The sequence below is a fragment of the Rhodococcus cerastii genome, assembly GCF_033042195.1.
Lineage (GTDB): Bacteria > Actinomycetota > Actinomycetes > Mycobacteriales > Mycobacteriaceae > Rhodococcoides.
Genome location: NZ_JAWLKF010000002.1, coordinates 313,480 through 339,650, shown reverse-complemented (window position 1 = coordinate 339,650; position 26,171 = coordinate 313,480). Strand labels below are relative to the sequence as shown.

At 66.1% G+C, this 26,171-nt stretch carries 20 protein-coding genes and 1 tRNA gene; 9 read left to right on the top strand and 12 right to left on the bottom strand.

The window, feature by feature from the left end:
• Nucleotides 1–119 precede the first annotated feature (119 nt).
• On the bottom strand, nt 120–1,025 hold the full coding sequence (locus R3P93_RS05890) for an acyl-ACP desaturase (RefSeq protein ID WP_317532614.1): 906 nt from the start codon (nt 1,023–1,025) through the stop codon (nt 120–122).
• Between the two features lie 335 nt (nt 1,026–1,360).
• Between R3P93_RS05890 and R3P93_RS05885 the strand changes: the two genes are divergently transcribed.
• From R3P93_RS05885 to R3P93_RS05850, 8 genes are all read left to right on the top strand, one after another.
• Complete coding sequence (locus tag R3P93_RS05885; RefSeq protein ID WP_094633082.1) at nt 1,361–2,593, top strand: PucR family transcriptional regulator; 1,233 nt, start codon at nt 1,361–1,363, stop codon at nt 2,591–2,593.
• A gap of 84 nt (nt 2,594–2,677) precedes the next feature.
• Nucleotides 2,678–3,379, top strand: a complete 702-nt coding sequence (locus R3P93_RS05880; RefSeq protein ID WP_317532689.1) for an ABC transporter ATP-binding protein — start codon at nt 2,678–2,680, stop codon at nt 3,377–3,379.
• Nucleotides 3,380–3,429: 50 nt separating this feature from the next.
• Nucleotides 3,430–5,847 carry an FtsX-like permease family protein gene (locus R3P93_RS05875; RefSeq protein ID WP_317532613.1) on the top strand — a complete coding sequence of 806 codons (2,418 nt, stop codon included), beginning with the start codon at nt 3,430–3,432 and terminating at the stop codon, nt 5,845–5,847.
• Nucleotides 5,848–6,294: 447 nt separating this feature from the next.
• Nucleotides 6,295–6,370, top strand: a tRNA-Arg gene (locus tag R3P93_RS05870).
• A gap of 104 nt (nt 6,371–6,474) precedes the next feature.
• Nucleotides 6,475–7,818 carry an HNH endonuclease gene (locus tag R3P93_RS05865; RefSeq protein WP_317532612.1) on the top strand — a complete coding sequence of 448 codons (1,344 nt, stop codon included), beginning with the start codon at nt 6,475–6,477 and terminating at the stop codon, nt 7,816–7,818.
• A 223-nt stretch (nt 7,819–8,041) separates the two neighbouring features.
• The gene (locus R3P93_RS05860) at nt 8,042–9,424 is read left to right on the top strand and encodes a DEAD/DEAH box helicase (RefSeq protein WP_317532611.1); all 1,383 of its coding nucleotides are present in this window, start codon (nt 8,042–8,044) and stop codon (nt 9,422–9,424) included.
• 23 nt (nt 9,425–9,447) lie between these two features.
• A complete protein-coding gene (locus tag R3P93_RS05855) occupies nt 9,448–11,478 on the top strand; it encodes a DUF2232 domain-containing protein (protein WP_317532610.1) in 2,031 nt (676 codons plus the stop codon).
• Nucleotides 11,475–12,212, top strand: a complete 738-nt coding sequence (locus R3P93_RS05850; RefSeq protein ID WP_269594595.1) for an energy-coupling factor transporter transmembrane component T family protein — start codon at nt 11,475–11,477, stop codon at nt 12,210–12,212. The genes R3P93_RS05855 and R3P93_RS05850 overlap by 4 nt, the downstream gene beginning before the upstream one ends.
• Nucleotide 12,213: 1 nt before the next feature.
• On the opposite strand, the gene R3P93_RS05845 is transcribed toward R3P93_RS05850, so the two are convergent.
• The 6 genes from R3P93_RS05845 to R3P93_RS05820 form a co-directional block, all read right to left on the bottom strand.
• The gene (locus R3P93_RS05845) at nt 12,214–13,866 is read right to left on the bottom strand and encodes a VWA domain-containing protein (RefSeq protein WP_317532609.1); all 1,653 of its coding nucleotides are present in this window, start codon (nt 13,864–13,866) and stop codon (nt 12,214–12,216) included.
• A gap of 97 nt (nt 13,867–13,963) precedes the next feature.
• The gene (locus tag R3P93_RS05840; protein ID WP_317532608.1) at nt 13,964–15,595 is read right to left on the bottom strand and encodes a substrate-binding and VWA domain-containing protein; all 1,632 of its coding nucleotides are present in this window, start codon (nt 15,593–15,595) and stop codon (nt 13,964–13,966) included.
• A 49-nt stretch (nt 15,596–15,644) separates the two neighbouring features.
• Nucleotides 15,645–16,076, bottom strand: a complete 432-nt coding sequence (locus R3P93_RS05835; protein ID WP_317532607.1) for a type II toxin-antitoxin system Rv0910 family toxin — start codon at nt 16,074–16,076, stop codon at nt 15,645–15,647.
• Nucleotides 16,077–16,158: 82 nt separating this feature from the next.
• On the bottom strand, nt 16,159–17,826 hold the full coding sequence (locus tag R3P93_RS05830) for a solute symporter family protein (protein ID WP_262498252.1): 1,668 nt from the start codon (nt 17,824–17,826) through the stop codon (nt 16,159–16,161).
• Nucleotides 17,823–18,122 (bottom strand): DUF485 domain-containing protein, encoded by a 300-nt coding sequence (locus tag R3P93_RS05825; RefSeq protein ID WP_032378306.1) that lies wholly within the window; start codon nt 18,120–18,122, stop codon nt 17,823–17,825. The genes R3P93_RS05830 and R3P93_RS05825 overlap by 4 nt, the downstream gene beginning before the upstream one ends.
• A 287-nt stretch (nt 18,123–18,409) precedes the next feature.
• A complete protein-coding gene (locus tag R3P93_RS05820; protein ID WP_317532606.1) occupies nt 18,410–20,152 on the bottom strand; it encodes a sodium/solute symporter in 1,743 nt (580 codons plus the stop codon).
• A gap of 20 nt (nt 20,153–20,172) precedes the next feature.
• Between R3P93_RS05820 and R3P93_RS05815 the strand changes: the two genes are divergently transcribed.
• Nucleotides 20,173–20,940: a GAP family protein gene (locus tag R3P93_RS05815; protein ID WP_317532605.1), complete on the top strand. Its 768-nt coding sequence runs from the start codon at nt 20,173–20,175 to the stop codon at nt 20,938–20,940.
• Nucleotides 20,941–20,953: 13 nt separating this feature from the next.
• Here R3P93_RS05815 and R3P93_RS05810 read toward each other — a convergent pair whose 3' ends face one another.
• From R3P93_RS05810 to R3P93_RS05790, 5 genes are all read right to left on the bottom strand, one after another.
• Nucleotides 20,954–21,259: a hypothetical protein gene (locus R3P93_RS05810; protein WP_231893895.1), complete on the bottom strand. Its 306-nt coding sequence runs from the start codon at nt 21,257–21,259 to the stop codon at nt 20,954–20,956.
• Between the two features lie 67 nt (nt 21,260–21,326).
• Nucleotides 21,327–22,136 carry a LytR/AlgR family response regulator transcription factor gene (locus R3P93_RS05805; RefSeq protein WP_094639503.1) on the bottom strand — a complete coding sequence of 270 codons (810 nt, stop codon included), beginning with the start codon at nt 22,134–22,136 and terminating at the stop codon, nt 21,327–21,329.
• Nucleotides 22,133–23,305: a sensor histidine kinase gene (locus R3P93_RS05800; RefSeq protein ID WP_094639800.1), complete on the bottom strand. Its 1,173-nt coding sequence runs from the start codon at nt 23,303–23,305 to the stop codon at nt 22,133–22,135. The genes R3P93_RS05805 and R3P93_RS05800 overlap by 4 nt, the downstream gene beginning before the upstream one ends.
• Nucleotides 23,302–24,495 carry an alpha/beta hydrolase gene (locus R3P93_RS05795; RefSeq protein WP_317532604.1) on the bottom strand — a complete coding sequence of 398 codons (1,194 nt, stop codon included), beginning with the start codon at nt 24,493–24,495 and terminating at the stop codon, nt 23,302–23,304. The genes R3P93_RS05800 and R3P93_RS05795 overlap by 4 nt, the downstream gene beginning before the upstream one ends.
• A 28-nt stretch (nt 24,496–24,523) precedes the next feature.
• Entirely contained in the window at nt 24,524–26,152 is a 1,629-nt protein-coding gene (locus R3P93_RS05790) for a Na+/H+ antiporter (protein WP_317532603.1), read from the bottom strand.
• Nucleotides 26,153–26,171: the final 19 nt, after the last annotated feature.

Below are 26,171 nucleotides of genomic sequence, written 5' to 3'. Positions count from 1 at the left end.
TCCTCGCGCGTATGACGAATAGGCGTTCAGGCTAGTCGATGGGGTCCGCCCGAGCGCCTCTTCGATTCGAATCGAATCGAAGAGGCACCGGTCCCACGGACCCCCCGGGGTATGTGGTGTCAGCTGGCGCGCAATGCGTTCGAGTATTCCCGGACTCGTGTGCGGCCGAGCTGGGTTGCGGCGTCCTGGGCGTCGAGATGATCGAGATAGTCGGCCAGTTGGTCGCGACTGCGGGCTCCGGCACCGAGATCGGTGCGCTCGAAGATGCGCCACTGCGCCAACAGGGGTCGTAGGACATCGTCGAGATGGCGGCGCAGATCGTAGATTCCGTCCCGCGAGATGAGCATCGCGCTGCGCGCGAACCCCGGCAGGTTGGTGCCCGGCAGCTGAAAGTTCATGACGACCTCGGTGATCGCCGTGACGGTGAGCGACGGTGCCACCTCGAGCGCCGCAGAAACAAGGTCCGAAAAGAAGCGGACATGCAGGTCCTGATCGGCGACGATGCGTCCGAGCAGGCGATCGGCCACCGGATCGTGGCACTGAACGGCAGTGTTGCGATGGCAGACGCTCGACACCGACTCGTCGAGGGCGACCTGGGCCAGAGACCGGAGCAGATGCGCTCCGTTCATCGGGGCGTCGAAACCCACCGTCATGCACTGCGCTCGGGCTCGACCGAGGGCGACCGGGTCGACGCTGCGGGTGACGACCAGGTAATCGGTGACGGCCACTGCATGCCGGGTTCGTTCGTCGCTCCACTCGGTCAGCCACGACGGCCAGACCCCGTTCTCGGAGGCTGCAGTATCCCGCCGATACAGCGGAATGTTCTGTTCGACGAGCAGGGTGGTCACCAGTGCCGCTTTGGCAGCTTCGGTCAGTGTCGAGGGACGCGAACCCCAGTACATCTCGGCTCGGACGTAGTCGGCCGGTTCCCACAGAACGGCCTCGGCGCGATGCCGAGCCAGGTTGGCCTCGATGGTCGGCAACAGTTCTCGCAGTACCGCGAATTGCCCGATATCTCTGCGCATACCCGCCCCTTCGTCGCCCGCCTACCCACTCCGACGGAGACAAAGGTAGATCCGCCGAACTCGCACCGTGGAGCGCTTGCAGATTGTTTAGGGCAAGTCGCAAGCGCCTGGGGCGCGCGCTCGAGACAGGTCACAACGAGTTTTGCCGAAATGGTGGATCACGCGTTGATAACAACCTATGATCGACCCTGTTAGAGGCCAGGAAACAAACTTGAAGTACGAAAACGCCGCGGTTTCGTCGGGAATTGCATACATTGAGCCGCGGAAGCGCATCGATACGCGCAAGTAAGTTTGCTCTCCGATGACCTGAAGATCCCAACACGAAGGGTTGATCTGTGACCGTTCACAACTCGACTAGCCTCGGAATCATGGTCGCGGGTCAGCCTGCGTCGGCTCCTCTTCGCGACTTCCGTGCGGTGGCGCGGCTCCTCGTGGGGCACTTCGCCGCCAACACCCCCTGCGGGTCGTTGCCGGGCGAACAGCTCCACGGCGACGTCACCGAATTCACCGTCAAGTGCATCAGTATCGCCGTGCAGATGCTCGACGAACGGCGCGCTCCGGCCGAGTCCGACCTGGCCGAACTTCGCGTCAAAGCCAGCCAGTGGGCACGCGAGGGCGTGCCCCTCGAGTCCGTGCTCAGCGTCTACCACGAGGGCATCCAGATCGGCTGGAATCTGGTGTCCAAGAGGGCAGGTGAGGGCGACGCCGCTCAACTGATCGAGGCCGCGCGGATGTTCGTGCTGCTGTCGGAGAAGGTGTCCATCGCCGCCAGCAAGAGCTACGTCGAGGAGCTCCAAGCGGTGGCAAGTGAGCACCACACGGCAGCGCACACCCTGGTGACCTCGCTGCTCAGCGGCCACAACGCGGTCTCGATGGCCCGTCAGTCCGGCATCGAACTCGCCGACAGCTACCTCGTGCTCGCCATCTCTGTTCCGCCGCACCCCGACGAGAACGATCCCAACATTCAGAAGACCGTCGCCGCCCGTAGAAAGCTGCGCCGCGTCCAGGCCGAGCTGGCCACGATCTGCGGCCGCACTCCCCTGTCTCTGCTCAGCACCGAGGGTGGCACCGTGCTCATCCCCGGTACCCACGACGACGAGTGGGTCGAGGCCTTGGTGCATCGCATCGGTACCGCCGCCGAGGTTCCCGTCACAGTCACCGCCGAACAGGCCGCAACCGCCGACATCCCCACCGCAGCCGATCAGGTACACGAACTGCTGTCGTTGGCACACCAGCTGCACCGACCGTCCGGCCTGTACCGCATGGACGACCTGGTGCTGGAGTACCAGCTCACGCGGCCTGGCCCCGGCCGTCGCCACCTGACCCAGATCCTCGAGCCCCTCGATTCGTCCCCCGAGCTGCTCGAAACCCTCGAGATCCACATCTCCCACGATCTGAACCGTCAGCGGTCCGCTCGCCAGCTCCATCTGCACACCAACACCGTCGATTACCGCCTCAAGCGGATCGCCCAACTCACCGGGTTCGATCCCACCCGCCCCTCGGGAATTCGGCACCTGCAGGCCGCACTGGTGGCCCGGCGGCTCGAATCCTCGCGCGGCGCAGCGTGATCTGAGAACTCCGACCGGTTTCTCGACCCGACGGCAGGTAGCGTCGGAAGTATTCGAGGAGCAGGGGATCGTTGCATGACCAATTTGAAGCTCGAGCTGTCCGGTGTGGTCAAGGAGTACCCCACCGGCGAGCAACCGGTACGCGCGTTGGACGGTATCGATCTCACGATCGAGGGTGGCCAGTTCGTCTCGCTCGTCGCGCCGTCCGGTGCCGGAAAGTCGACGCTGCTGCACATGCTCGGCGCTCTCGACACGCCGACGTCGGGTTCCATCCGGTTCGACGACGTCGAGGTCACCACCCTCGACGACAACGCCCAATCCGATTTCCGACGCCACCAGGTGGGGTTCGTCTTCCAGTTCTTCAACCTGCTGCCGACGATGTCCGCGTGGGAGAACGTCGCCGTGCCCAAGCTGCTCGACGGCACACCCATCAAGAAGGCCAAGACCGACGCGATGCGTCTGCTCGAGATGGTCGGACTCTCGAACCGATCCGAGCACCGACCGGCACAGTTGTCCGGTGGTCAGATCCAGCGCATTGCGATCGCCCGGGCGTTGATGATGGATCCGGCGCTGCTGATCGCCGACGAACCGACCGGCAATCTCGATTCGAAGACCTCCCACAACGTCCTCGAGATCCTCGCCGACGTGGCGCACGCCAGCAACGGTCGTCGAGCAGTGGTGATGGCGACCCATGACCTCGAGGCGGCACGGTCCACCGATCGCATCGTCAGCATGATCGACGGTCGCGTCGACACCGACACTCTGACGGCCGGCCTCGATCGGTGATAGGCACCGCGCTCAGCAGATTCAGAGTCATCAGCCTTCGCGATCTCCGCATGCACTGGGTGCGTTCGCTGGTCTCGGCCGGTGTCGTCGCCGTCGCGGCCGGGCTGCTCATCGCCGTCCTCGGCACGTACGGCTCCTTGACCGGCTCCGTCGAGCGGCTCGCCGTGTCGATCGCCGGTAACGCGAACTACGAGATCGTCGGTGTCACCGACTCCGGTTTCGATCAGAGCGAACTCGACGCCGTACGTGCTGTTCCCGGCGTCGAGACAGCGGTTCCACTGTTGCGCAGCACCGTTCGGTCCGATGTCGGAGACCTGACGATTCTCGGTGTCGACTCATCCATCACGGCACTGCAATCCGATCTGGAAGGTGCCGTCGGAAACGCGTCAGGATTGCTCACCGATCCGGACGGGGTGTTGGTCGGAGCCGCAACGGGTCTGACGCAGGGCGACACCGTCACCATCGACGATGTTCCGACCGCGGTGGTCGGCGTGGTCGACGGCCCCGGGACGCAGCGCATCGGCGGGGGCATGTTCGCGGTCGCGCTCGTCCCGACGGCTCAGGCGCTCACCGACCGCACCGATCAGCTCGATTCGATCTTCGTCCTCGGCAGTGGCGACTCTCTGCGCACCGACCTCGATGCCGCATTGGCCGGCCGGGTGTCGGTGATGAATCCGGACTTCCGGGCCGACCGCGCGAACCAGGCGATGAGCCTGACTCGCAATGCGACACTGATGGTCTCGCTCATCGCGTTCGTCGTCGCGGCGTTCCTCGTCTTCAACGTCATGAACATGGCCATCGCGAAGCGTCGACCCACCATCTCTCTGCTCCGGGCAGTCGGTGGCCGCCGCGGCGATATCGTCCGCGACCTGTTGTTCGAGTCCGTTCTGGTCGGTCTCGTCGGCGGTGCCGTCGGAGTTCCGCTGGGAATCGTGATGGGCCGCATTGCAATCGAAAGTCTGCCGCCGTTCCTCTCCCAAGCCTTCGATGCGCGAATCGAATACGTGCTGCCCGGCTTCGCGATACCGGTGGCGATCGTCGCATGCGTGCTGGCCTGCCTCGGGGCCTCTGCCGTCGCCGCCGTGCAGGTGTATCGCATCTCGCCGATCGAAGCGCTCGCAGTCGGCGGCGGAGAGACCTCGGGTGGCCCCGGTCTGCGATTCACCCTGGCCGCGACCGTGTTCGGCGTGTTCGCCGTCGCCGGATCCTTCCTCTTCGCCGTCAACGTCGACGGGCAGTTGACCCTCGGAGCCGGTGCGTTGTTCATGTTCGGCGTCGTCGCGCTGTGCGTCGGCGCGACCGGTCCGATCGTGTCCGTCACCGCAGCGGTCCCCCGCCGCTGGGGTGGTGCCGGACGCCTCGCGACCGCCACCATCGAACGCGCCCCGCGGCGTATCTGGGCAACCGTGATGACGATCGTGATCGCCGTGGGAGTCAGTGTGGGAGTGTCGGGTTCGCTGACCAACATGACCGACTCGGCAGCCGAATCGTTGTCGTCCTTGGCGAACACCGACCTGTACGTGTCGATGACCTCACCCGACGCCATACCGTCGGGCCCGATCGTTCCCGCCGAGGTGGAAGACGCTGTCCGGGCGACGCCGGGGGTCTCTCGCATCGTCGAGGGACAGTGGGCATACGCGACCATCGACGGCGAGACGGTATCCATCCAGGGGGTCGCCGACGGTAGCAACGCAGTGACGCTCGCATCGCTCTCCGACGACGTCCGCGCGGCGGTGCTCGCCGGCAAGGGTGTGGTGCTCTCTCAGGGGTTCGGCAGGACACTCGGTGTCTCGGTGGGCGACTCCATCGATCTGCCGACGCCGACCGGGGTGCAGACCGTGCGGGTGCTCGACCTGGTCGAGTACATCAACGCCGCCGGCGGCACGATGGCGATCTCGCTGGATTCGATGCAGCGTTGGTACGACCGACCCGGGGCTACCTACCTCGAGATCAGCGTCGACGGAGACGTTGCGGCAGTCCAGGATTCGCTGCGCGCGGCGGTGCCACCCGAGGCTTTCGTCTACACCGGCGACGCCGCGCTCGAGGGAACAAGCGCCGCTATCCGACAGTCCGGTGCACTGGCCATCGCGTTGCAGTGGATCGTCGCGCTCGTCGCTGCGGTCGCGTTGCTCAACACGTTGACACTGTCGGTACTCGAGCGTCGCCGCGAACTGGGGGTGCTGCGCGCCATGGGCGGTGGCCGCGGAACCCTGGCGCGAATGGTGCTCGCCGAGGCGCTCTCGGTCGGCGTCGTCGGTGGTGTGCTCGGCCTGATCATCGGTGCGGGTCTGCAATACCTGAGCACCCTGATCCTCGGAGCCAGCATCGGAATTCCGGTTGCCTACACCGCGAGCTGGTCGGTGCTGCTGTACGGACTCGTTGCCCTCGGCCTGTCGCTGCTGGGTTCGGCTCCGCCTGCCGTGCATGCCTCTCGACTGAGCATCGTGGACGCTATCGCGGCGGATTAGATGGTGGGCGGGGCTACAGGCCGCTGGTCTCGGGATCCGCAAATGCGCTCCGGCCTCGGGATCCGCAAATGCGCTCGCGTTTGTCAGGTGCGAGCGGAATAGACAGCCAGTGGCCGGCGACTCTGCGCGCGTTTGGCGAATGCGCGCGCGTTTGTCCAAGGATGACCGATGCCTTCGCCCGCGACATTCGGTGCTTCGTCGGCATCGAATCGGCTGCCGATCACACCGCTGACCAGCACCGCACTGCCCTTAACCTGATCGCATCGCCGACCGGGACGGCGAGGAGCAGCGGCAACCTGCTTCACGATCGGCACGGTGGGCCGCTAGACTAGCGAGCGCGATGTGGGCCAGCTGTACACCGTGGCAGCGAACCCATCCGCAACCGATTGTTCGATGGATCGAAAGCCGTTGCTGGACAATGACTTCGGATCAGCAGAACGGTCACCAGCCTTCGTAGCTCAGGGGATAGAGCAACCCTCTCCTAAAGGGTAGGTCGCAGGTTCGAATCCTGCCGAGGGCACCACGAGTCGACTTCGCGCTCCACCCTCCCCAATTGCTGGCAACTATTGCGCAGCCACAAAACTCCCCGTACTATCGAACATGTATTCGAGTACTGGGGAGGAACTCGTGGTCACAGCTGTACAAGATTCACCACTCACGCCCGATGAAGTGCTGCGCTTCGTTGCGCGTCTTCAGGCGTCCGATCTCGATGTCGACGCAGCAGCCGGCATCGATTTGATCTCCGCTCTCGAGACTGTCAAGTGCGCCAGCGTGGCAACGCAAGCCGTGGTGACCGATGCCGTTGCGACAGCCATCAGCAACGAACGCAGAGAGCGCGGCAAGCCGAAAGCCCAGTGGCACAATGGTATTGCGTCACAGATCGGACTGGCTCGGCGCGAATCACCGAACCGTGGGGGCACTCACCTGGGACTCGCTCGCGCGCTGGTGCACGAAATGCCGCACACCCTCGCGCGGCTGAAAGCTGGGGAACTCAACGAGTGGCGCGCCATGATCCTCGCTCGCGAAACCGCATGCCTCACCGTCGACGATCGCCGCACCATCGACGCACGACTGTGCGCAGACCCCGCCACCCTGGCCGGTGCCGGCGACCGCACCATCGAAGGCCGCGCCCGCGCACTCGCCAACGAGCTCGACGCCGCCTCCCAGGTGAAACGACGCGCCAAGGCCTACGCCGCCCGCCGCACCAGCACCCGTCCAGCACCCGAATCGATGGGCTTCTTCACGGTCCTCACGTCGATGGAAAAGATGGTCTGCATGTGGGCGACGCTGAGACGAGACGCCGACACAATCATCAACTCCGGCGGTGACACACGCACCCGCGATCAGATCATGGCCGACCTCGTGTTCGAGCGCATCACCGGCGCATCTGCAGCTCAGGGCCCGCCGGTGACCGTCGACATCGTGATCTCGGATTCCACCCTCCTCGCCGGCGGTGACACGTCCGCATACATGCACGGCTACGGCGACATTCCGTCCGATGTCGCACGGCAACTGATCCGAGACACACTCGACAGTGAGACGCACGTCGCATTGCGCCGCCTCTACGCGCACCCGAAGTCCGGTGCGCTGACGGCAGTGGAGTCCACTTCGCGCGCATTTCCCACCGCGCTGGGACGCCTGATCGATCTCCGCGATCGCACCTGCCGAACCCCGTGGTGCGACGCACCGATCCGTCACCACGATCACATCAGACCGCACTCCGCGGGTGGCAGAACGAGTGCCGAGAACGGCGCAGGCCTTTGTGCCGCATGCAATTACGCGAAAGAAGGTGAGGGCTGGACAGCCGAAGCATGGCGAGACAAACGCAACGCGCGACACCGCTACCGGCTCATCTCACCCACCGGGCACAGCTATGACTCGAGTGCGCCGCCGATGCCGGTGGTCGAGCTGTACAGCTCGACGATCGAGAACGTGATGATCACCGGCCTCTTCGACGACGACGCCGCATGACGGGTTGCGGCGGGAAGATACCGAGCACCGACTCGGTTACACTCGTCAACGGCGCGCGTAGCTGCACGCCAGACGTCGTGGAATGCTCCCGAACCTCCATGTGCACCCTGCACAGGCTTCTCTTACGGCGATCGAAACTGCCCACCGGCAGTCTCGCCACCTTGCATCTCGGCCCGAAGGCCCGCAGGTGCAACACCCTGCCCGAAAGGCACTTTTCATCACTATGACGACCCCACAGACTTTTTCTGCACTCGGCGTACCCCAGGCCATCGCGGATGTACTCGCGAGCCAGGGCAAGACCGAGGCATTCCCCATCCAGGCCGACACACTCCCCGACACACTGCAGGGACGCGACGTGCTCGGACGCGGAAAGACCGGCAGCGGTAAGACACTCGCATTCGCCATCCCGATGGTCGCTCGCCTCGCAGGCCAGCTTCCCGGCAACCGCAAGCCCGGCCGCCCCCGTGGCCTGATCCTTGCGCCGACGCGTGAGCTCGCCACCCAGATCGCCGTCGCGATCGAACCCCTCGCGTCCGCGTACTCGCTGAAGGTCACCACGATCTTCGGTGGTGTCTCGCAGGTCCGCCAGGTCTCCGCACTCAAGGGTGGAGTAGACATCGTCGTCGCGTGCCCCGGTCGCCTCGAAGACCTGATGAAGCAGCGCCACCTCACCCTCGACGGCGTTCAGATCACCGTCCTGGACGAGGCGGACCACATGGCCGATCTCGGGTTCCTGCCCGTCGTCACCCGCGTCCTCGCCGCCACCCCGGACAAGGGCCAGCGCATGCTGTTCTCCGCGACCCTGGACAACGGCGTCGACAAGCTGGTCAAGCGATTCCTGCACAACCAGATCACGCACTCCGTCGACGAGGCCACCTCACACGTCGAGGCCATGACGCACAGCGTGTTCGAGGTCGACGGCGTCGAAGCCAAGAAGAAGCTGGTCCACCAGCTCGCCTCCGGAACCGGACGCCGCATCCTGTTCATGCGCACCAAGCACCAGGCCCGCAAGCTCGCCAAGCAGCTCACCGACGCCGGAATCCCGTCCGTCGACCTGCACGGCAACCTCTCGCAGGCCGCCCGTGACCGCAACCTTGCCGCGTTCTCCTCCGGCCAGGCCCGTGTTCTAGTCGCCACCGACGTCGCAGCCCGCGGCGTTCACGTCGACGACGTCCAGCTGGTCGTCCACGTCGATCCCCCGGCCGAGCACAAGGCGTACCTGCACCGTTCCGGCCGCACCGCTCGCGCGGGAAGCGCCGGAGACGTCGTGACCGTCGTCCTGCCCGAGCAGCGCAAGGACACCGCCGTTCTGCTGCGCAAGGCCGATATCAAGGTCACGCCCGTCCGCGTCACCGCCGACTCGCCCGCAGTGGCGAACCTCGTCGGTGAGCAGGCTCGCTACGTCCAGCCGATGCCGAAGGCCGAGCCGGAAGTTCGCGCCGCGAACCCTCGCAACAGCAACAACGCCCGACGCGGCGGCCCGGCCCGATCCGGTGGGCAGCCGCGCTCCGGTGGACAGCCCCGCAGCGGTGGTCAGCCGCGTAGCGGTGGCGGCGGCCACAGCCGTCGTGCAGCAGGCCCCGCCACGAGCCAGCGCAGCCGCTGATCTCAGGCTGGCACACTGGAGCGGTGACCGTCAGCTCTTCCCACACGCCGAAGTCAGGGCCCCTCGGTCCGCAGGAAATGGCGACCGCTGCCGTCATGAGCAGCTTCACCGTCGCGTTGACGGTGATCGGTGTGCTGGTACCGATGGCGGCGATCCTTCAGGTCGTCGCGGCGATTCCCATGTCGGTGGTCGCACTCCGGTATCGGACCCGCGCACTGGTCACCTCCGCAGTGGCCGGCACCCTCGTCGGTTTCGTTGCGGCCGGAACCCAGACGGCCATCACCGTCGCCAGCGCCGCCCTACTGGGCGGCCTGGTCGGGCGGGCGAAACGCAGGAAGCAAGGACTGTTCGGCGTTCTCGTCACCTCGATGGTCGTCGGGCCGGTGCTCGGGGCGTTGACCGTGCTGATGCTGCTCATCCTCGTTCCGTTGCGCGAGCTGTTCCTCGAAACGCTTCGCAACACGATGGAGGGCATTTCTCGGTTGCTCGAGCGAACGTCGGCGCTGCAGGGTGCCGCGGACGTGCTCCGCAGCAGCAGCACGGCCGTGCTCGACAACTGGTGGTGGTGGGTCGGCGGATCGATCGCCTTCGGCATCGTCACCGGAACGTTGTTCGCGTGGCTCATCCTCACCGCGATTCTGGACCGTCTCTCCACCATCCCCACCCCCGAGCCTCTGGCCTCGAGCACCGACGACGAGATCGGGCCGCTGCCGGTCACGCTCACCGCGGTCGGGTTCCGGTACCCGGGAAGCACGACGTCCGCGTTGACCGGCGTCGACCTCCGCATCGACACCGGCGAATTCGTGGCGATCGTCGGCCACAACGGTTCCGGCAAATCGACGCTGACGCGGATCCTCGCCGGCCTCGAACCGTCGGAGGGCACCGTGGACAGGCCCGGCTCGACCGGACTCGGACGTTACGGCGGCACCGCGGTGGTGCTGCAGCGCCCCGAAAGCCAGATCCTCGGCACCCGCGTCGCCGACGACGTGGTGTGGGGACTGCCGCCCGGCGATTCACGCCCCGACGTGGAGGCCTTGCTCGACGAGGTCGGGCTCGGCGGTATGGGAGCGCGCGACACGGCCTCCCTCTCCGGCGGCGAAATGCAGCGACTCGCTGTCGCCGCAGCACTTGCTCGCCGTCCCGCACTGCTCATCGCCGACGAGGCAACCGCCATGATCGACGCCTCCGGGCGCGAACATCTGGTCTCGCTCCTCGCCGAATTGCCCCGCAGGCACGCGATGTCGGTCGTGCTCGTCACCCACCATGTCTCGGAGACCGTCGCCGCGGATCGCGTCGTACATCTGCACGAGGGTTATCAGGTGCAGCACGACTCGACGTGGATGCACGCTCGGACGGAGAACCCCGCTGCGCTGCACGACAATTCGAGCGAACGTCTTCTGGAACTGAGCAGCGTGGCGCACACGTACAACCGGCGCACACCGTGGGCGCAGGTAGCACTGAACGGCATCGACATCACTGTCAAACGCGGTGAGGGTGTGCTCGTTCTCGGTGGGAACGGTTCGGGCAAGTCCACTCTCGCTTGGATCATGGCCGGCCTCACCGGCCCGACCAGAGGCACCGCCCAGCTCGGCGGCAAGGCGATGACCGCACGTGTTGGCGACGTCGGACTCGCATTTCAGCACTCTCGCCTGCAGCTGCAGCGGCGCACCGTCTCCGAGGACATCGCTGCCGCTGCCGGTCCCGAAACAGGTTCTGCCACAGTGTCGGCCGCGATGGATGCCGTCGGCCTGGACAGGTCGCTGGCCGCTCGCGACATCGATTCGCTCAGTGGTGGTCAGATGCGACGCGTGGTGCTGGCCGGGCTGATCGCGCGTCGGCCTCGACTGCTGGTTCTCGACGAACCGCTGGCCGGGCTCGACCCTCCCGGCCGCGACGACATCATCGGCGTTCTCGCCGGACTGCGCGATCGCGGCGTCGCCATCGTCGTCATCTCGCACGACGTGGACGGTATGGACACCGTCTGCAGCCGCACCATCACGATGGCCGACGGCCACATCGTCTCCGATTCGATCCTGGGGAGCGTGCACTCGTGACCACCGTCGTACTGCGTCAGGTCCCGCGATTCTCACCGATCCACCGCCTGTGGGCCGGCACCAAACTCGTCGCCGTGCTGCTGCTGAGCATCACTCTCGTGGTGGCACCGACGTGGCCTGCCCTCGGAATCGTGTTCGCGCTGTTGGTCATCGCCGCGATCATCGCGCATGTCCCGATCACCGCAATTCCGCGTCCACCGTGGTGGATCTGGGCACTGTTCGGCGTCGGAGCTCTCATCAATCTGCCGATCGGCGGCGCGGCAGTGCTGGTGTATCTGCGCGCGACGCTGTTCATCTTCGTCCTGCTCGGCGCATCGATGATGATCGGCTGGACCACGTCGATGAGCGACATCGCGCCTGCGGTCTCCAAACTGGGCGCACCGCTGAAGAAGCTGAAGTTGCCGGTCGACGAGTGGGCCATCGCCGTGGCCCTGAGCCTGCGGTCGCTTCCGCTGCTGATCGAAGAGATGCGCACCCTCAATGCTGCCCGACGCCTGCGCCCCAAGCCGGTCGTCAACAGCGCGTCGGACAATTCTCTGGTCGACATCGTCACGACGGTGATGTCGGTGGCGATCAGGCGGGCCGACGAAATGGGTGGGGCCATCACCGCTCGCGGAGGTACCGGAATGATCACCGCCACCGACGCGCGGTTCAAGGCCTCGGACGCGGTGACACTGATCGTGGTGACTCTGGCGTGCGCCGCGGCGATCGCGATCAGCTTCCTGTTGGGCTGACCTACTCCCCCGCGAGACGTTCGGTGCGCGAGTTCAAGGCCTTGACGAACACCTCCGGGATGTCGCGTGGATCCTCGGCGACATAGCTCGTTCCGCCGGTCGCAGCCGAGATCTGCTGCAGCGCAACCGGATCTGCGTCACTGGTGACGCCGACGGTGATGATCACGATGGGGCGCACCGGATCCTGTTCCTTCTGCAGCGACGCCAGCAGCTCGTCGAGGGAGATACTGCCCTCGTCTTCGTTGGCACCGTCGGTCAGGATGATGACGCTGTTGACGTAGTCGGGGTCGTATCCCTCCTTGACCCGCCGGAATGCAGCCAACGTGGTGTCGTAGAGCCCCGTTCCGCCGCCGACGAGAGCCGGAAGCCCCCGGATCGAATCGAGAATGGCGTCGCGCTGCGATTTTCCGTTGAACGTTCCGTCGGCCTTACCCATGGGCACCAGTTCACGGTGGTCCTGCTTGCCACCACCGAGACCGATCGAGAACGCCCACAACCCCATCTGCGTCTGATCGCTGAAGAGCGAGTTGGCACCTACCGACGCGTCCACGGTCAGCGCGATGCGGGTGGAGTCGCCCGATTTCGCGGCCATCGAACCCGACACGTCCTCGACGACAAGGGTGCGCAACGGCAGTGCCAGCACGGCCCAGTCCCGCAGCGTCGTCTCGATGGACAGCGGGTTCTTGATCTCGAGCGACGCGACGGACCCGACGCCTCGACCGTCGGGAAGCGGTGTGCCACTCGATGTTCGGAAGCCGGCTGCGACCAGGGTCTCAGCGGCAGACGCGGTGGCGAGAACCGAGCCCAGAGCGGCTCCGGCCTGCTTGACGCGGTCGTATTCGGGGCCGGCAGGCGCGGTCACGGCCAGCGGGTAGTTGAGGAAATAGCTGCCGGTCGGCGGAACCGACTCGGTCAGTCCCGATCCCGGATTGTCGGCCTCGTACGCAAGCAGTGCCTGCTCGGTCGCCACGCTGGTGCCACCCTCGGCGGCCACCTGGGCCACCAGATCCGGGGTGTCGTGTGGAGTGTCCGCGATTCGTCCGAAGTCCTGAGCCATCGGGACCAGTGCCGCCGACACGGCCTTGGCGTCGGAGATCGCCACCTCGGATTCGGCCAGCGCACCGAGGATCGCGGCATTCGAGGCGCTGCTGGTCAGGGGATCACCGATGCGTTGCCCGGGAAGCTGGAGCACGCTGAGCCAGGTATCGGTCACCGGCGCGGCATCGGACTTCGAGACCAGGACCGGCAGCGTGTTCGCGACGGAGGCCTTGGCCAGCTCGGGAAGCGCACCGGTCGAGCGAAGAGTCTTGAGCAGCCACAGTGTCGAATCCGGTATCCACAGGTCCGGGCGATTTTCGGTTCCGGCGATCTCGGTGGCGGTGTCGGCGGGTCGTTCGGGGCGAACCTCGAAGTTCACGCAACCACGATCGAACTCGGTGGCCTGCGCGAGAATCTGCTCGACGGGCTCGGCGATGGAGGTGTCCACGGCGAGCGAGACGGTGTCGACGGAATCGCAGGAATCGGCACCGGACGCGCGGACGGCCTGAACGCCGAACCAGCCACCGACCACGACGACGACTGCCACCAGCGCAAGCACCGACCAGATCGCGGCCGAACCGAACCGCCGAGCACTACCGCTGTGACGTCCCGACATCGATGCAACCCCCTGCTCGGCCCCCCGCTGCACTCACAGGACGAGTGCAAGCGCACGCGCCCTCAGAAGTGACGCGACGCACAGCATAGTAGCCCTCTCAGCGACCGGAGCGACTTCTCAGCGCATTGACGAAAACGTTCGGGATCTCCGCGGGATTTCGTGCAACGAAGCTCGTACCGCCCGTTGCCGCCGAGATCTGTTGCAGCACACCGGCATCGGCGTCATCGGTGATGCCGATCGTGACGATGACGACCGGCCTGGACGGGTCCTGCTCCGCACGCAGAGTGGACAGCAGCTCGTCGAGCGCGATGCTGTCGGGGTCCTCGTTGGTGCCGTCGGTGAGGATGATGACGCTGTTGACCGCGTCGGGATCGTAGCCCTGCTGCACCGTGCGGAACGCTGCCAACGTGGTGTCGTAGAGACCAGTACCACCTCCGACCAGGGCCGGAAGCGTTCGAGTCTGCTGCAGCAGCACCTCACGCTGCGTGGTGTTGCCGACTTTTTCGTCCATTCGCCGGATCGGTGCGAGCTCACGGTAGTCCTGCGATTCGCCGCCGAGTCCGATCGAGAATGCCCACAACCCCATCGACGCGTTGTCGGGGAACAGTCGATTTCCGGTTTCGCTGGCCTGCACCGTCAGTGCGATACGTGAATCGGCCCCGGCGCTGTAGTTCATCGATCCGGAGACGTCCTCCATCACCAGCGTCCGCGACGGCAGCGCCAACACCTGGTACTGACGCAACGTCGACTCGGCGGCCTGCTGGTCGGCGATCGTCAGAAGCGTCACGTCACCGATCCCGCGATCGGAATCGAGGGGTGCGTTGTCCGCGGAGCGGAACCCGGCTTCGGACAGAGCCCGCTGCCCCTGTTCGGATTCGATGGCCGTGGCCAGTGCCGTCCCGACGGATTTCGCGGTCTCGTGTCGATCCCCTGTGGGCTCGGTCACGGCCAGCGGAAAGTTGAGGAAGATGCTGCCCGTCGGTGGCACCGTCGCGCCCAGTTCGACGCTGTTGTCCTGCTGGTAGGCCAGGAAGGCCTGCTCGGAGACCACTGCGACACCGCCATCGGCAACCAGATCGTCCAGCCGTACCGTCGGATCGGCCTCACCGCGAGTGGCGGCCTGGGCCTGAGCGATGGGGACGAGCGCCGCTCCGACCGAGTCCAGGGCGCTCTCGTCCGATCCGGCCTCGGCCACCGCCCCCAGGATGGCCGCATCGGACGTGGTGTTGGTCAGCGGGTTACCGATGCGCAGACCTTCGAGCTTCAACGCGGTGAGCCAGGTGTCGAAGAACGGCACCTCGTCCTTGCGGGCCGCGAGCACAGCCGGGGTGCCGGCCACCGACTGACTCGCCAGGTCGATCAGCGACGCGGTGGACCGCACGGTCTTGCCGATCCAGAGCGAGGAATCCGGAATCCAGAGAGAGGGAACATCGTCGCCCTTGGCGACCGCAGCCGAAACCTGACCGGATTCGGTTGCGGTGACCTCGATCCGAGCGCAACCGAGACTTTCCGTGGACGTCTCGTCGACGATCTTCTGCAGCACCGGCGCGATGGCAGGGTCCGCGGCCAGAGAGTAGGACGCGGGATCGCCGCACTCGGAACCGAAAGCCTTCTGCGCGACGACCACGCCGCCGCCCACCACGAGAAACAGGGCCACGGCCACGACGCCGTACTTGGCGAACCCTCTGTTGCTCGTCGCGGACGACGGGGCACTGTGTCTACCGGGCATCGCGGGCTCCTACTTCACTGGTCGTTCCACAGGCTCCACCCCTGCCGCGTCAGGCGTAGATCTTGACGAACGTCTTCAGCGAGTTCTCGATGTCGCCCTTGAGAGCGCGTGCGACGCCGGACCCGATCGGACCGAACAGCGGCGCGCCGCCGAGGTTGACGTCGATGGTGATCTCGGAGCCGTCACCCTTGGATTTCACGGACAGGTTCAGGCCGATCTTGACCCCGCCCTTACCTTTGCCCTCGAGCTCGAGCTTCTTCGGCGGGTCGTAGGACTCGATCTTCCAGGACACCCGGTTGCGCATGCCCTTCACGCTGGCGACGGAGTCCAAGGTGGTGCCCACGGCCAGCTGCTCGGGCAGCTCACCGCGCCACGCTTCGTGGATGGAGAGCCACTGCTCGTATCCGGACAGATCGGACGCGTGCGCCCACGTCTGCTCGGGGGTGAGTGGGACGTCGAGGGAAACCTTCAGCTTGGCCACAGCAGGGATGGTAACCGCTACACGAAAAATGTCCGTGTGAGGCCTTGCTCACACGGACATTTTCGGTGGAACCTGCTATCGACTAGTGAGCGCTGGCCTTCTCCGCACCGATACCGGTGAGGGAGCGAACCTCCATCTCGGCCTGCTTGTCGGTGTTCTCGGTGTCCTTCGAGATCAGTGTTCCGACGATGCCGAGGATGAATGCCAACGGGATCGAGACGATGCCGGGGTTGGAGAGCGGGAACCAGGCGAAGTCCGAGCCGGGGACCATCGACGTCGGCGATCCGGAGACGGCCGGGGAGAAGATGATCAGCACGATCGTCGAGATCAGGCCGCCGTACATGCTGAACAGTGCGCCGGTGGTGGTGAAGCGACGCCAGAACAGCGAGTACAGGATGGTCGGCAGGTTCGCGGCCGCAGCAACGGCGAACGCGAGTGCCACCAGGAAGGCGATGTTCTGCCCGTTGGCGAGGATGCCGAGGCCGATGGCCAGGACGCCGATGACGACGGCGGTGATCCGCGAGACCTTGACCTGCTTCTTGTCGTCGACCTTGCCCTTCTTGATGACGCTCGCATAGATGTCGTGAGCGAACGACGCCGAGGCGGTGATCGTCAAGCCGGCGACCACGGCGAGGATGGTCGCGAAGGCAACCGCCGAGATGACGCCGAGCAGGATCACGCCGCCGAGCTCGAAGGCCAACAGCGGAGCCGCGGAGTTCTGACCGCCGGCCGAGGCCAGGATGCGGTCGGGTCCGACGATCGCTGCGGCACCGTAGCCGAGCACCAGGGTGAACAGGTAGAACGCACCGATGAGCGCGATGGCCCACACGACGCTGCGACGAGCTTCCTTGGCGGTGGGCACCGTGTAGAAGCGCATCAGCACGTGCGGCAGACCCGCGGTGCCGAGCACGAGTGCGATACCGAGCGAGAGGAAGTTGATCTTCGAGGTGGCACTGCCGCCGTACTGGGCACCTGGCTCGATGACGTCACGGGCTGCGACAGCCTCGTTGGCCGATCCGGCCACCATGGTCTGGGCGCTGCCGAGCAGTTCGGAGAAGTTAAGGCCGAACTTGGCGAGAACGAGCACCGTCATGAACGCCGCACCCGCGATGAGCAGAACGGCCTTGATGATCTGGACCCAGGTGGTGCCCTTCATGCCGCCGATGAGCACGTAGGCGATCATCAGCACACCGACGATCGCGATGACGATGGACTGTCCGGTGCGGTCGGAGATGTCGAGCAGCAGTGCGACGAGTCCGCCGGCACCGGCCATCTGAGCGAGCAGGTAGAACAGCGAGACGGTCAGGGTCGACAGCGCGGCCGCGGTGCGAACCGGGCCCTGCTTGAGCCGGAAGCTCAGTACGTCCGCCATCGTGAATTTGCCGGTGTTCCTGAGCAATTCGGCGACGAGGAGCAGCGCGACGAGCCAGGCGACGAGGAAGCCGATGGAGTACAGAAAGCCGTCGTAGCCGTAGACGGCGATGGCACCGGCGATACCGAGAAAGCTTGCTGCCGAGAGGTAGTCACCGGCGATCGCGACGCCGTTCTGCGGTCCGGAGAATCCGCCGCCTGCGGTGAAGAACTCCGCGGAGGTCGCGTTCTTCTTCGATGCTCGAATGACGACGGCCATCGTGATGATGACGAACGCACCGAAGATCGCGATGTTGACGAGCGGTTCACCGACTGTTGTATCGGCGGCCTGGGCTAGTAGATGAGTGGAGCCTGCGGAATGAATCAGCGATGTGGTCACGACTTGGCTCCCTGGGAGGCTTCCATCTCGGCGCGCAGGGCTGCGGCGCGAGGATCGAGTTCACGGTTGGCGAACTTCACGTAGATGCCCGTGATGGCGAACGTCGTGACGAACTGGCCGAGGCCGAGCAGCAGCCCGACGTTGATGTTGCCCCACACCTTGGTCGACATGAAGTCGACCGCGTAGGTGCTCAGCAGCACGTAGATGACGTACCAGACCAGGAAGAACCCGGCCATCGGGAACACGAAGCTACGCAGACGACGCCGAAGTTCCTGGAACTCTGGACTGGCCTGCATGTCGACGAACGCTTGCGCGTCCGGTGGCGAATTGGTTTCCGGTGCGGTCACCTTGGACTCCTGAAGTAGATGTGAGCTGTAGCTGAATCGGAACAGTAATGAGAGTCAGGTCACAAAATCAGGAGGTGGTGTCGATCACACGATGGGAAGCGGGAGTGTGCGACGAGCGGTCGAGAATGGCAGTTGAGCGGCGGCGGGAGTGGAGCCTGCGGAATGACCCAGTGAGGGAGTGGAGCCTGCGGAATGACCCAGTGAGGGAGTGGAGCCTGCGGAATGACCCAGCGGTCTCAGAGTTCGCGCTCGCGATCTTTGCCCATGTCGAGGCCTTCGGGCAGGTGCAGTCGCGCGAAGATGCGGGAGATGTCGGACGGTACGGTTTTTCGGGTGGCGAGGCTGACGGCGATCATCGCGGCGAAGGCGACGGGCACGCTGACGGCGGCGGGGTAGCCGAGAATCGCTGCCGCCCAGCCGCCGAGGACGCCGTCGGAGATGGGGGTGACGACGGAGATCGACGCGGCGACGAGGGAAATGCCGCCGCCGAGGAACAGTCCGGCTGCCGCTCCAGCCGCGGTGAGTCCGCGCCACCAGATGCCCAGTACCAGCAGGGGGCACAGGGTGGACGCGGCGACGGCGAAGACGAGCCCGACGGTGCGCGAGAGGTCCAGGGAGACAACGCCGATCGACAGCGCCAACGGCACGGCACCGGCGAGAATCGCGGCGACGCGGAAGTCTCGGACCTTGCCCGAGAGAACGTCGGTACTGAGCACCCCGGCGATGCTGACCAGCAGACCGGATGAGGTCGACAGGAAGGCCGCGATGGCACCGGCGGCCACGAGCGCGGCCAGCAGTTGGCCCGGTATTCCGGACAGCACCGAGCCGGGCAGCAGCAGCACTGCGGCGTCGGATGCTCCGGTGATCAGCAATTGCGGCACGTACAGCCGGGCGAAGACGCCGAGCACCGTCGGGAACAGGTAGAACATGCCGAGCAACGCCAGGACGGTGAGCGAGGTCAACCGCGCCGCTCGGCCGTCCGGGTTGGTGTAGAACCGCACCAGCACGTGCGGCAGGCCGAGGGTTCCGAGGAACGTGGCCAGAATCAGCGAGTAAACCTGATAGAGCGGATGCGCTCCGCCCAGTCCCCCGCCGGGCATCGCCCACGCTCGGTCGGTGGTCGGCGCGCCTGCGACGACGGGAACGGGCGATCCGGCGTCGAGCGTCAGCAACGTGCCCGAGCCCAACCGATGTTCGCCTGCGTCCAGTAGGACTCGCCCGTCGACGCTCTCGTCGTCGAGGGTTCCCGCCACCGACACGACGATCGGCGAATCGACCTGCACGAGAACGTCGGTGGTGATGTCGACGACGGTCTGCTCGGACACGGTCGGTGGGGCGGGGCTGCCGACGCTACGGTCGTCGGCGAAGAAGTGCACGGCCAGCACCAGTGCCGGGATGGCGATCGCGGTCAGTTTGAGCCAGTACTGGAAGGCCTGGACGAAGGTGATCGAGCGCATGCCACCGCCGACGACGTTCGCGATGACGATGAGCCCCACCGCCAGGGCCCCGACCCACCCCGGCACCCCCAACAGAATGTTCAGCGTCAGGCCTGCGCCTTGGAACTGCGGCACCAGGTACAGCGCGCAGATGACCACGACCACCAGCATCGCCACGGTGCGCAACCATGGTGCGCCGAGCCGGAATTCGACGAAATCGGGCACCGTGTACGCGCCGCTTCGACGCAGCGGAGCCGCAACGAACAGCAGCAGACCCAGGTAGCCGGCGGTGAACCCTACCGGGTACCACAGCGCATCGGCTCCGTATTTCGCGATGAGCCCGGCAACCCCGAGGAACGATGCAGCGGAAAGGTATTCACCACTGATGGCGGCGGCGTTCCAGCGTGGACCGACGCTTCGCGAGGCCACCAGGAAGTCGGAGGTGGTGCGTGCCAACCGAACTCCGTAGATACCGATGCCCACGGTGGCCAGCGCGGCCGCGAGCAATGCGATCACCGTCGCGATCGGAATGGACCCGTTCACCGAATCCGCCCCTGCTCGCCATGCCCTGCACGGGAACGGCGCACTTCGCGGACGGTAGCGAAATCGACGACATCTCGGGTGGTGCAGTGGGACGATCTACCGATGCAGTGGACGAGCGCCACCTGATGTCCGTGACGGCAGCCGTCTCTGCGTGTCTTCCGTTGGCGGCCGGGGCGCTGATCGCACACCTGCCCACCACGGCAATGGCTGCCGCCCTGGCCACACTCAACACCGGTTCCGTGCTCGCTCGGTTCACCGCCGGATGGCTGGTCGGCGTCACGGTCGTCGCGACGGCGGGCTTGGTGGTCGTGGACACCGCGGTGGTGGCCTCGGACTCGTCCGCCTGGGTGCGGTGGTTGAGAATCGCGCTCGGCGTCGCTCTGCTGATCCTGGGTGCCCGCAAGCTGATCGAGCGCGTACGACACGGCCCGGCCCGCGAGGAACCGGGATGGGTGGACAGAGCACGTCGCCTCGACGGTGGCAGGGCATTCGCGACCGCGTTCCTCCTCGGATCGGTCAATCCGAAGAGTGTGGTCATCGCACTGTCGGCCGTGGCGGTGATCGTGGACGCATCCTCGGCCGTGGCCGTCCAAGCGGCGGCTCTCGTGGTGTTCGTGGTGGTGTCCAGCGTCGGTGTCGCGGCACCCGCACTCGCGTTGCTCGTCTTCCGCGACCGTGCCCGCCGGCCACTGAACGCGATCGTCGACGGATTCATTGCGCACAGTGGCCTCGTTCTGGCCGTGATCCTGTTGGGCCTCGGCACGTACATGACACTGAACGCCCTCTGATCCCTCGGCGACGTCAATCATCGGTCAAGGCGGTGAAGTCCTGCTCGTTGCGTTCGGCTCGACGCGTGTACACCCAGCCGACACCGAACAGCAATGGATAGATCGCCACCCCCAGCACCAACCACGGCAGACCGATACCGAACGGCGCGACGTCGGTGAAGCGGGCGAGGAGCATGCCCAGCAACGGAATTGCGAACAGAATCGACAGCGTCATCACCGCCAGGCGCACCGACAGCAACAGCTGCGCGCGAACCAGGCTGCGAACCAGGGCGTCGCCGACCTCGGTCTGCTCCTGCACTTCGACGCGGGTGCGCACCATCCGTGCGCCGCGACGTTGCGAGAGCACCACCCGTTGTCGGTGCGGCTGGCTCACTGCCGATCCCTCGTCACCGAGACGACCACGATTGCAACGGACCGCGGACCAGTCTGTCCTTGAGTTCTCTGGCGTGCCGTCGGCTCACCGGCAGTTCGCAGGCAGCAAGGTTCCCGCTGGCCCGCAGGCACACCACCAGACCAGAACCGACGCTGCGGATCCCCGTGACCAACCGCAGCGAGACCAGGTAGGAGCGGTGCACACGCAGGAATCCGGCATCGGCCCAACGACTTTCGAGAGCCGAGATGGGTATGCGCACCAGGTGTGAGCCGTTGGAGGTGTGCAGTCTCGCGTAGTCGCCGTCGGCTTCGACCCACGCGACCGACGACCGGTGCACCAGGGTGGTGGTTCCGCCGAGTTCGACGGGAATGACCTCGTCGGCCGAGGTGTCCGCGGACTCAGCGGGTCGACGCCGCGCGAGCAGCACCCGGCGCAGCGCCTCGGTGAGCCGATCCTCCCGCAACGGCTTGAGCAGATAGTCGACGGCACCGAGGTCGAAGGCAGCCAGTGCTCGGTCGTCGTGGGCGGTGACGAACACGACCGCGGGGGGCCGCGCGAATGCCGACAGGATGCCGGCCAGTTCGAGACCGTCGAGCCCGGGCATGTTGATGTCGAGGAAGACCGCGTCCACCACTGGTTGCCCCGGGGCGGCGGTGTTCTGGATCTGCCGTAGGGCAGTGGTGGCGTCCTGCGCTGTGAATACCTCGGCGACGGTCTCCTGCTGGCGCAGCAGAAACGCGAGTTCGTCCAGCGCCGGGCGCTCGTCGTCGACGGCGAGGACGACCAATCCGCGGCCGGGGTTGTCTTTGGCAGCCTGAGTCATGCCCGCACTCCCGGCCTGAATTTGGGCACCCGCATGCTCACTTTGGTGCCTGCGCCCGGTGCGGTGTCCACTACGAGACCGTAGTCGTTTCCGAAGGCTGCCCGCAGCCGATCGTCCACGTTGGCCAATCCGACATGGGCCGCGTCCTCGGTGTGCAGGCTTCCCGAGCGCAACACCTCGGGGTCCATCCCCACACCGTCGTCCTCGATACTGATCACCGCGTCGGTGCCCTCGTCGGCGGCGATGATCGTCACGCGGCCGCCGTCGGCCTTACCGGACAGGCCGTGCCGGACGGCGTTCTCGACGAGCGGCTGCAGCGCGAGAAACGGCAGGGCGACGCCCAACACCTCGGGCGCGACCTGCAACGTGACCTGCAGGGAGTCGCCGAAGCGGGCACGTTCGAGCGTCAGGTACCGATCGATGTTGCGCAGCTCGTCCGCGAGCACTGTGAACTCTCCTGCGTTGCGGAACGAGTATCGGGTGAAGTCGGCGAACTCGAGCACCAGCTCCCGCGCCCGATCCGGGTCGGTCCGCACGAACGACGCGATCGTGCCCAATGCGTTGTAGATGAAGTGCGGACTGATTTGTGCGCGCAGGGCCCGCACCTCGGCTCGGTCCAACCGCGCCCTCGACGCATCGAGTTCGGCGAGCTCGATCTGCCCGCACGCATAGCGCGCGACCTCGGCGATGGCACCGAGCATGCCGGGCCCGGGCTCGGCCACGACAGCGGCCCCCAACACCCCGACCACCGGAGACTCGTCGACGACCAACGGCTGCACCACCAGCGCTCTGACCTCGTGGATCGACCCGAGCGGCAGACGTACCAGGACGCGCCGCTGCCCGTCCACCGCCCGCTTCGCCGCCTCGACGAATGCCGGTGTCAGCTCGTCCCACGGCCCGTCCCAGGCCAGCAGCGAACCGTCGGGATCGCAGATGCCCAGTGCGTCCGCACCCGTCAGCACCCGCAGATGCGGCGCGGCGGCGGCGGCCGAACGAGCGTCGAGACCGTCGCGCAACGGCTTGGCCGCCAGCGAGGCGGTGTGCAGGGTGGCGTGGACGGCCCGCTCGGCAGGTGTGGTGAGGTCACGTCGACCGCGCAGGCTGATCACGGCGATCACCGAGACGATCACGGCCACGATCACCGCCAGTGCCGCCAGTGCCGCGGTCATCGCGCGCACGTGGTCGAGGTGGGCACGTTCAGGAAGCGTTCGACGAGCCAGTCGACTCCGATGCCGTTGGCGGCCAGTTCGGCATGGCCCTGCTCCGGTTCGGAGCGAAGCTCGACATCGTCGCCGAGTGCGCAGGCCCGCGCTACCGCGTCGCGGGTCCACCGGGGATCGATGAGGTCGTCGCGTTCGCCGACCAGGACCATCAGCGGTACCCCGGTGCGAGTGGTCGGTAGCGCCACCGATTCGAGCCACCGCGTCATCCGATCCGACGCCTCCTCGGAGTCCGGGAGAGCATCGGCCGGATCGAGGACGGCTCCGGCGTCGGCCTTGGAGAAGCCGAGCAGGTCACTGCAGGCGGTCAGTGCGGTCACGTTGTCGGCGAACGTGCCGCGGATGTAGTCGGAGCGTTCGGCACTCGGATCCGCGGTGCGCAGACCCTCGTAGAGATACGGCACCAGCAGCTGACGCGGCACGCTCTGCTCGGTCTCGGGCGCGAAGAATCGCGTCAGATCAGCCGTGGGCGAGAGCGCCGCGGCTCCGACCAGTTGCAGACCGCCGCCGTAGTTCTCGTTGCGCTCGGCTGCCGCCCAGACTGCTTGTCCGCCTTGGGAGGTGCCCACTGCACCCCACCTGGTGCCGACGTCGGGGACCACGTTGCGGGCCGCGCGGACCGCGTCGATGACGTCGTACGCTGCGGCGTCCCGGTCGAGGTAGGCGGGATCACCCGCCGTTCCGAGGCCCTGGTAGTCCGTCACCACCACCACTGTGCCGCGTTCGAGGAACGGCGTCACCAGGCCGATGGTGCCCAACAGATTCGGGTACAGCGAGGGCGCACACTCGTCGGTGACGCCGGTGGTTCCGTGCCCGACGGAGACGATCGGCCAGCCTCCAGGCGGCGCAGACCCTTTGGGCACGAACACCGTTCCCGAGGTTTCCGTTCCGCCTCCGGTGACCCCGTCGGTGGTGCGGTAGACGATTTTCGTGGCGGTCGCGCCGAGGTAGGCGACCCCGATGTCGACCTGACCGAGCAGCATCGACGACACGATCTCACCGCGTTCCGAGCCCTCGGGTGCCGGAGCGGAGCCCGCGGACTGCACGGGGGCCGGGTCGACCGATTCGGCGGCGGGAGTGCTGCACGCGGCAAGGGCGAACACCAGTGCCGCGGCGACCACCGGTCCGGTCGACCTCACTGTCTCTGCGCTCCTACATTGCGTTCGTCTACGTCGTGCGTCGTGCGATGCGGGCTTCCGCCGCAATTTCTTCCACGTCCAAGCCATTCAACACTGCCCGCAGAGCTTCGTCCTCCAACTCCCCCGAGTCGCGGGCCGCGATGAGCGCCGCCCGCTGCGCGACCAGGACGTTGTGCCGCAGCGAATCGAACAACGCCCCTGCCGCCGCGATCCGCTTCTCGCGATCCTCGGTCTCGTCTGCATCCAATCGAGCGCGCACCGAGCGTCGGACGCGCTCGATCACCTCCGCGACACGTTCGCTGTCCACTCCTGGAATTCCGTCCTTCGCCGCGCGCTGGAGATAGTCCTCCGCCGCGGTACGGGCGATGGCCTGCGAAAGCAGCCGCTGATTGTCGTTGCGCTGTTGCTCGAGTGGATCTGCGACGTCGAGTCGACGGATCAGCAGCGGAAGCGTCAGCCCCTGCAGCAGCAACGTCCCGACCGCGACGACGAAGGCCACGGCCTGAATCACTGCGCGACCGGGGAATTCGTCGCCTAGCACGGTGGTCAGCGGCACACCGGCCGCCGCAGCGAGCGTGACCACCCCACGCATGCCCGCCCACGAGAGCACGAGGTTCTGCTGCCACGTCAATCCGGCTTCACCGGTCGCAGATCGTCGAAACAGCTTACGAAGCAATATGTCTCGACCGGAGTTTGCGAAGATCCACGCTGGACGCACCGCTATGACCGCGACGAGCACCAGCACCGCAAAGGCGAACACGTGGTGGACCGGCAACCCCTCACGCTGAACCTCTTCGATGACGAACTTCAGCTGTAAACCCATGTAGGCGAACACGAATGCTTCGAGCAGAAGATCCAGAGTTGGCCACACCTGCCGTTCCTGAACCCTCGTGGACACCGAGACGTCGGCAGTGACGCGGCCCAGAACGAAGCCTGCCGTGACGACGGCGAGCACACCGGAGGCATGAATTTCCTCGGCCGCCAGATAGGCCGCGAACGGTAGGACGAGTCCGAGCACAGTCTCGAGCGCCGAGTCCGCGATGCGATTGCGGACGAAACGAACGAGGCGCGAGAGGACGAATCCGACCAGCACACCGCCGACGATCTCGTACAGGAAGAACAGCACCGGTGAGCCCAGTTCGATTCGACTGCCCGTCACCGACGCGACGGCCAGGGTGAACAGAGTCAACGCGGCCGCGTCGTTCACCAGGGACTCGCCGGTGAGGATCGCCATCATCCGCGCGGGCAGACCGAGCTTGCGGCCGACGGCGACAGCGGACACTGCGTCGGGCGGGGCGACGACGGCACCGAGGACCAGAGCCGCACCCAAGGTCAGCTCCGGGATCAGCAGATTGGCGAACCAGCCGACGGCCACCGTCGTCACGATCACCATGACCAGTCCGAGCCGAAGGATCTGACCGAGGTTTCGCCTGAACGTGACGAACGAGAAATCCAGCGCGGCGGAGTACAGCAGCGGCGGAAGCACCACGCCGAGGATCAGCTGAGGCGACAGGCTGACGTGCGGCACCCCGGGAACGAACGAGGCGATGGAGCCGACGGTGACCAGGACGAGCGGGACCTGCAGATCGATGCGCCTGGCGAAACCGGCGACTGCGATCGCGAAGATGACTACGAGAAGAAGAATCGGTCCGTCCACCCCGACGATTGTGCCGTCA

What these genes read in the sequence shown, in the direction of transcription:
- R3P93_RS05890 (WP_317532614.1), bottom strand. Translation starts at nt 1,025, where the DNA reads ATGCGCAGAGATATCGGGCAATTCGCGGTACTGCGAGAACTGTTGCCG.
- R3P93_RS05875 (WP_317532613.1), top strand. Translation starts at nt 3,430, where the DNA reads ATGCACTGGGTGCGTTCGCTGGTCTCGGCCGGTGTCGTCGCCGTCGCG.
- R3P93_RS05860 (WP_317532611.1), top strand. Translation starts at nt 8,042, where the DNA reads ATGACGACCCCACAGACTTTTTCTGCACTCGGCGTACCCCAGGCCATC.
- R3P93_RS05845 (WP_317532609.1), bottom strand. Translation starts at nt 13,866, where the DNA reads ATGTCGGGACGTCACAGCGGTAGTGCTCGGCGGTTCGGTTCGGCCGCG.
- R3P93_RS05840 (WP_317532608.1), bottom strand. Translation starts at nt 15,595, where the DNA reads ATGCCCGGTAGACACAGTGCCCCGTCGTCCGCGACGAGCAACAGAGGG.
- R3P93_RS05825 (WP_032378306.1), bottom strand. Translation starts at nt 18,122, where the DNA reads ATGCAGGCCAGTCCAGAGTTCCAGGAACTTCGGCGTCGTCTGCGTAGC.
- R3P93_RS05815 (WP_317532605.1), top strand. Translation starts at nt 20,173, where the DNA reads ATGCCCTGCACGGGAACGGCGCACTTCGCGGACGGTAGCGAAATCGAC.
- R3P93_RS05810 (WP_231893895.1), bottom strand. Translation starts at nt 21,259, where the DNA reads ATGGTGCGCACCCGCGTCGAAGTGCAGGAGCAGACCGAGGTCGGCGAC.
- R3P93_RS05805 (WP_094639503.1), bottom strand. Translation starts at nt 22,136, where the DNA reads ATGACTCAGGCTGCCAAAGACAACCCCGGCCGCGGATTGGTCGTCCTC.
- R3P93_RS05800 (WP_094639800.1), bottom strand. Translation starts at nt 23,305, where the DNA reads ATGACCGCGGCACTGGCGGCACTGGCGGTGATCGTGGCCGTGATCGTC.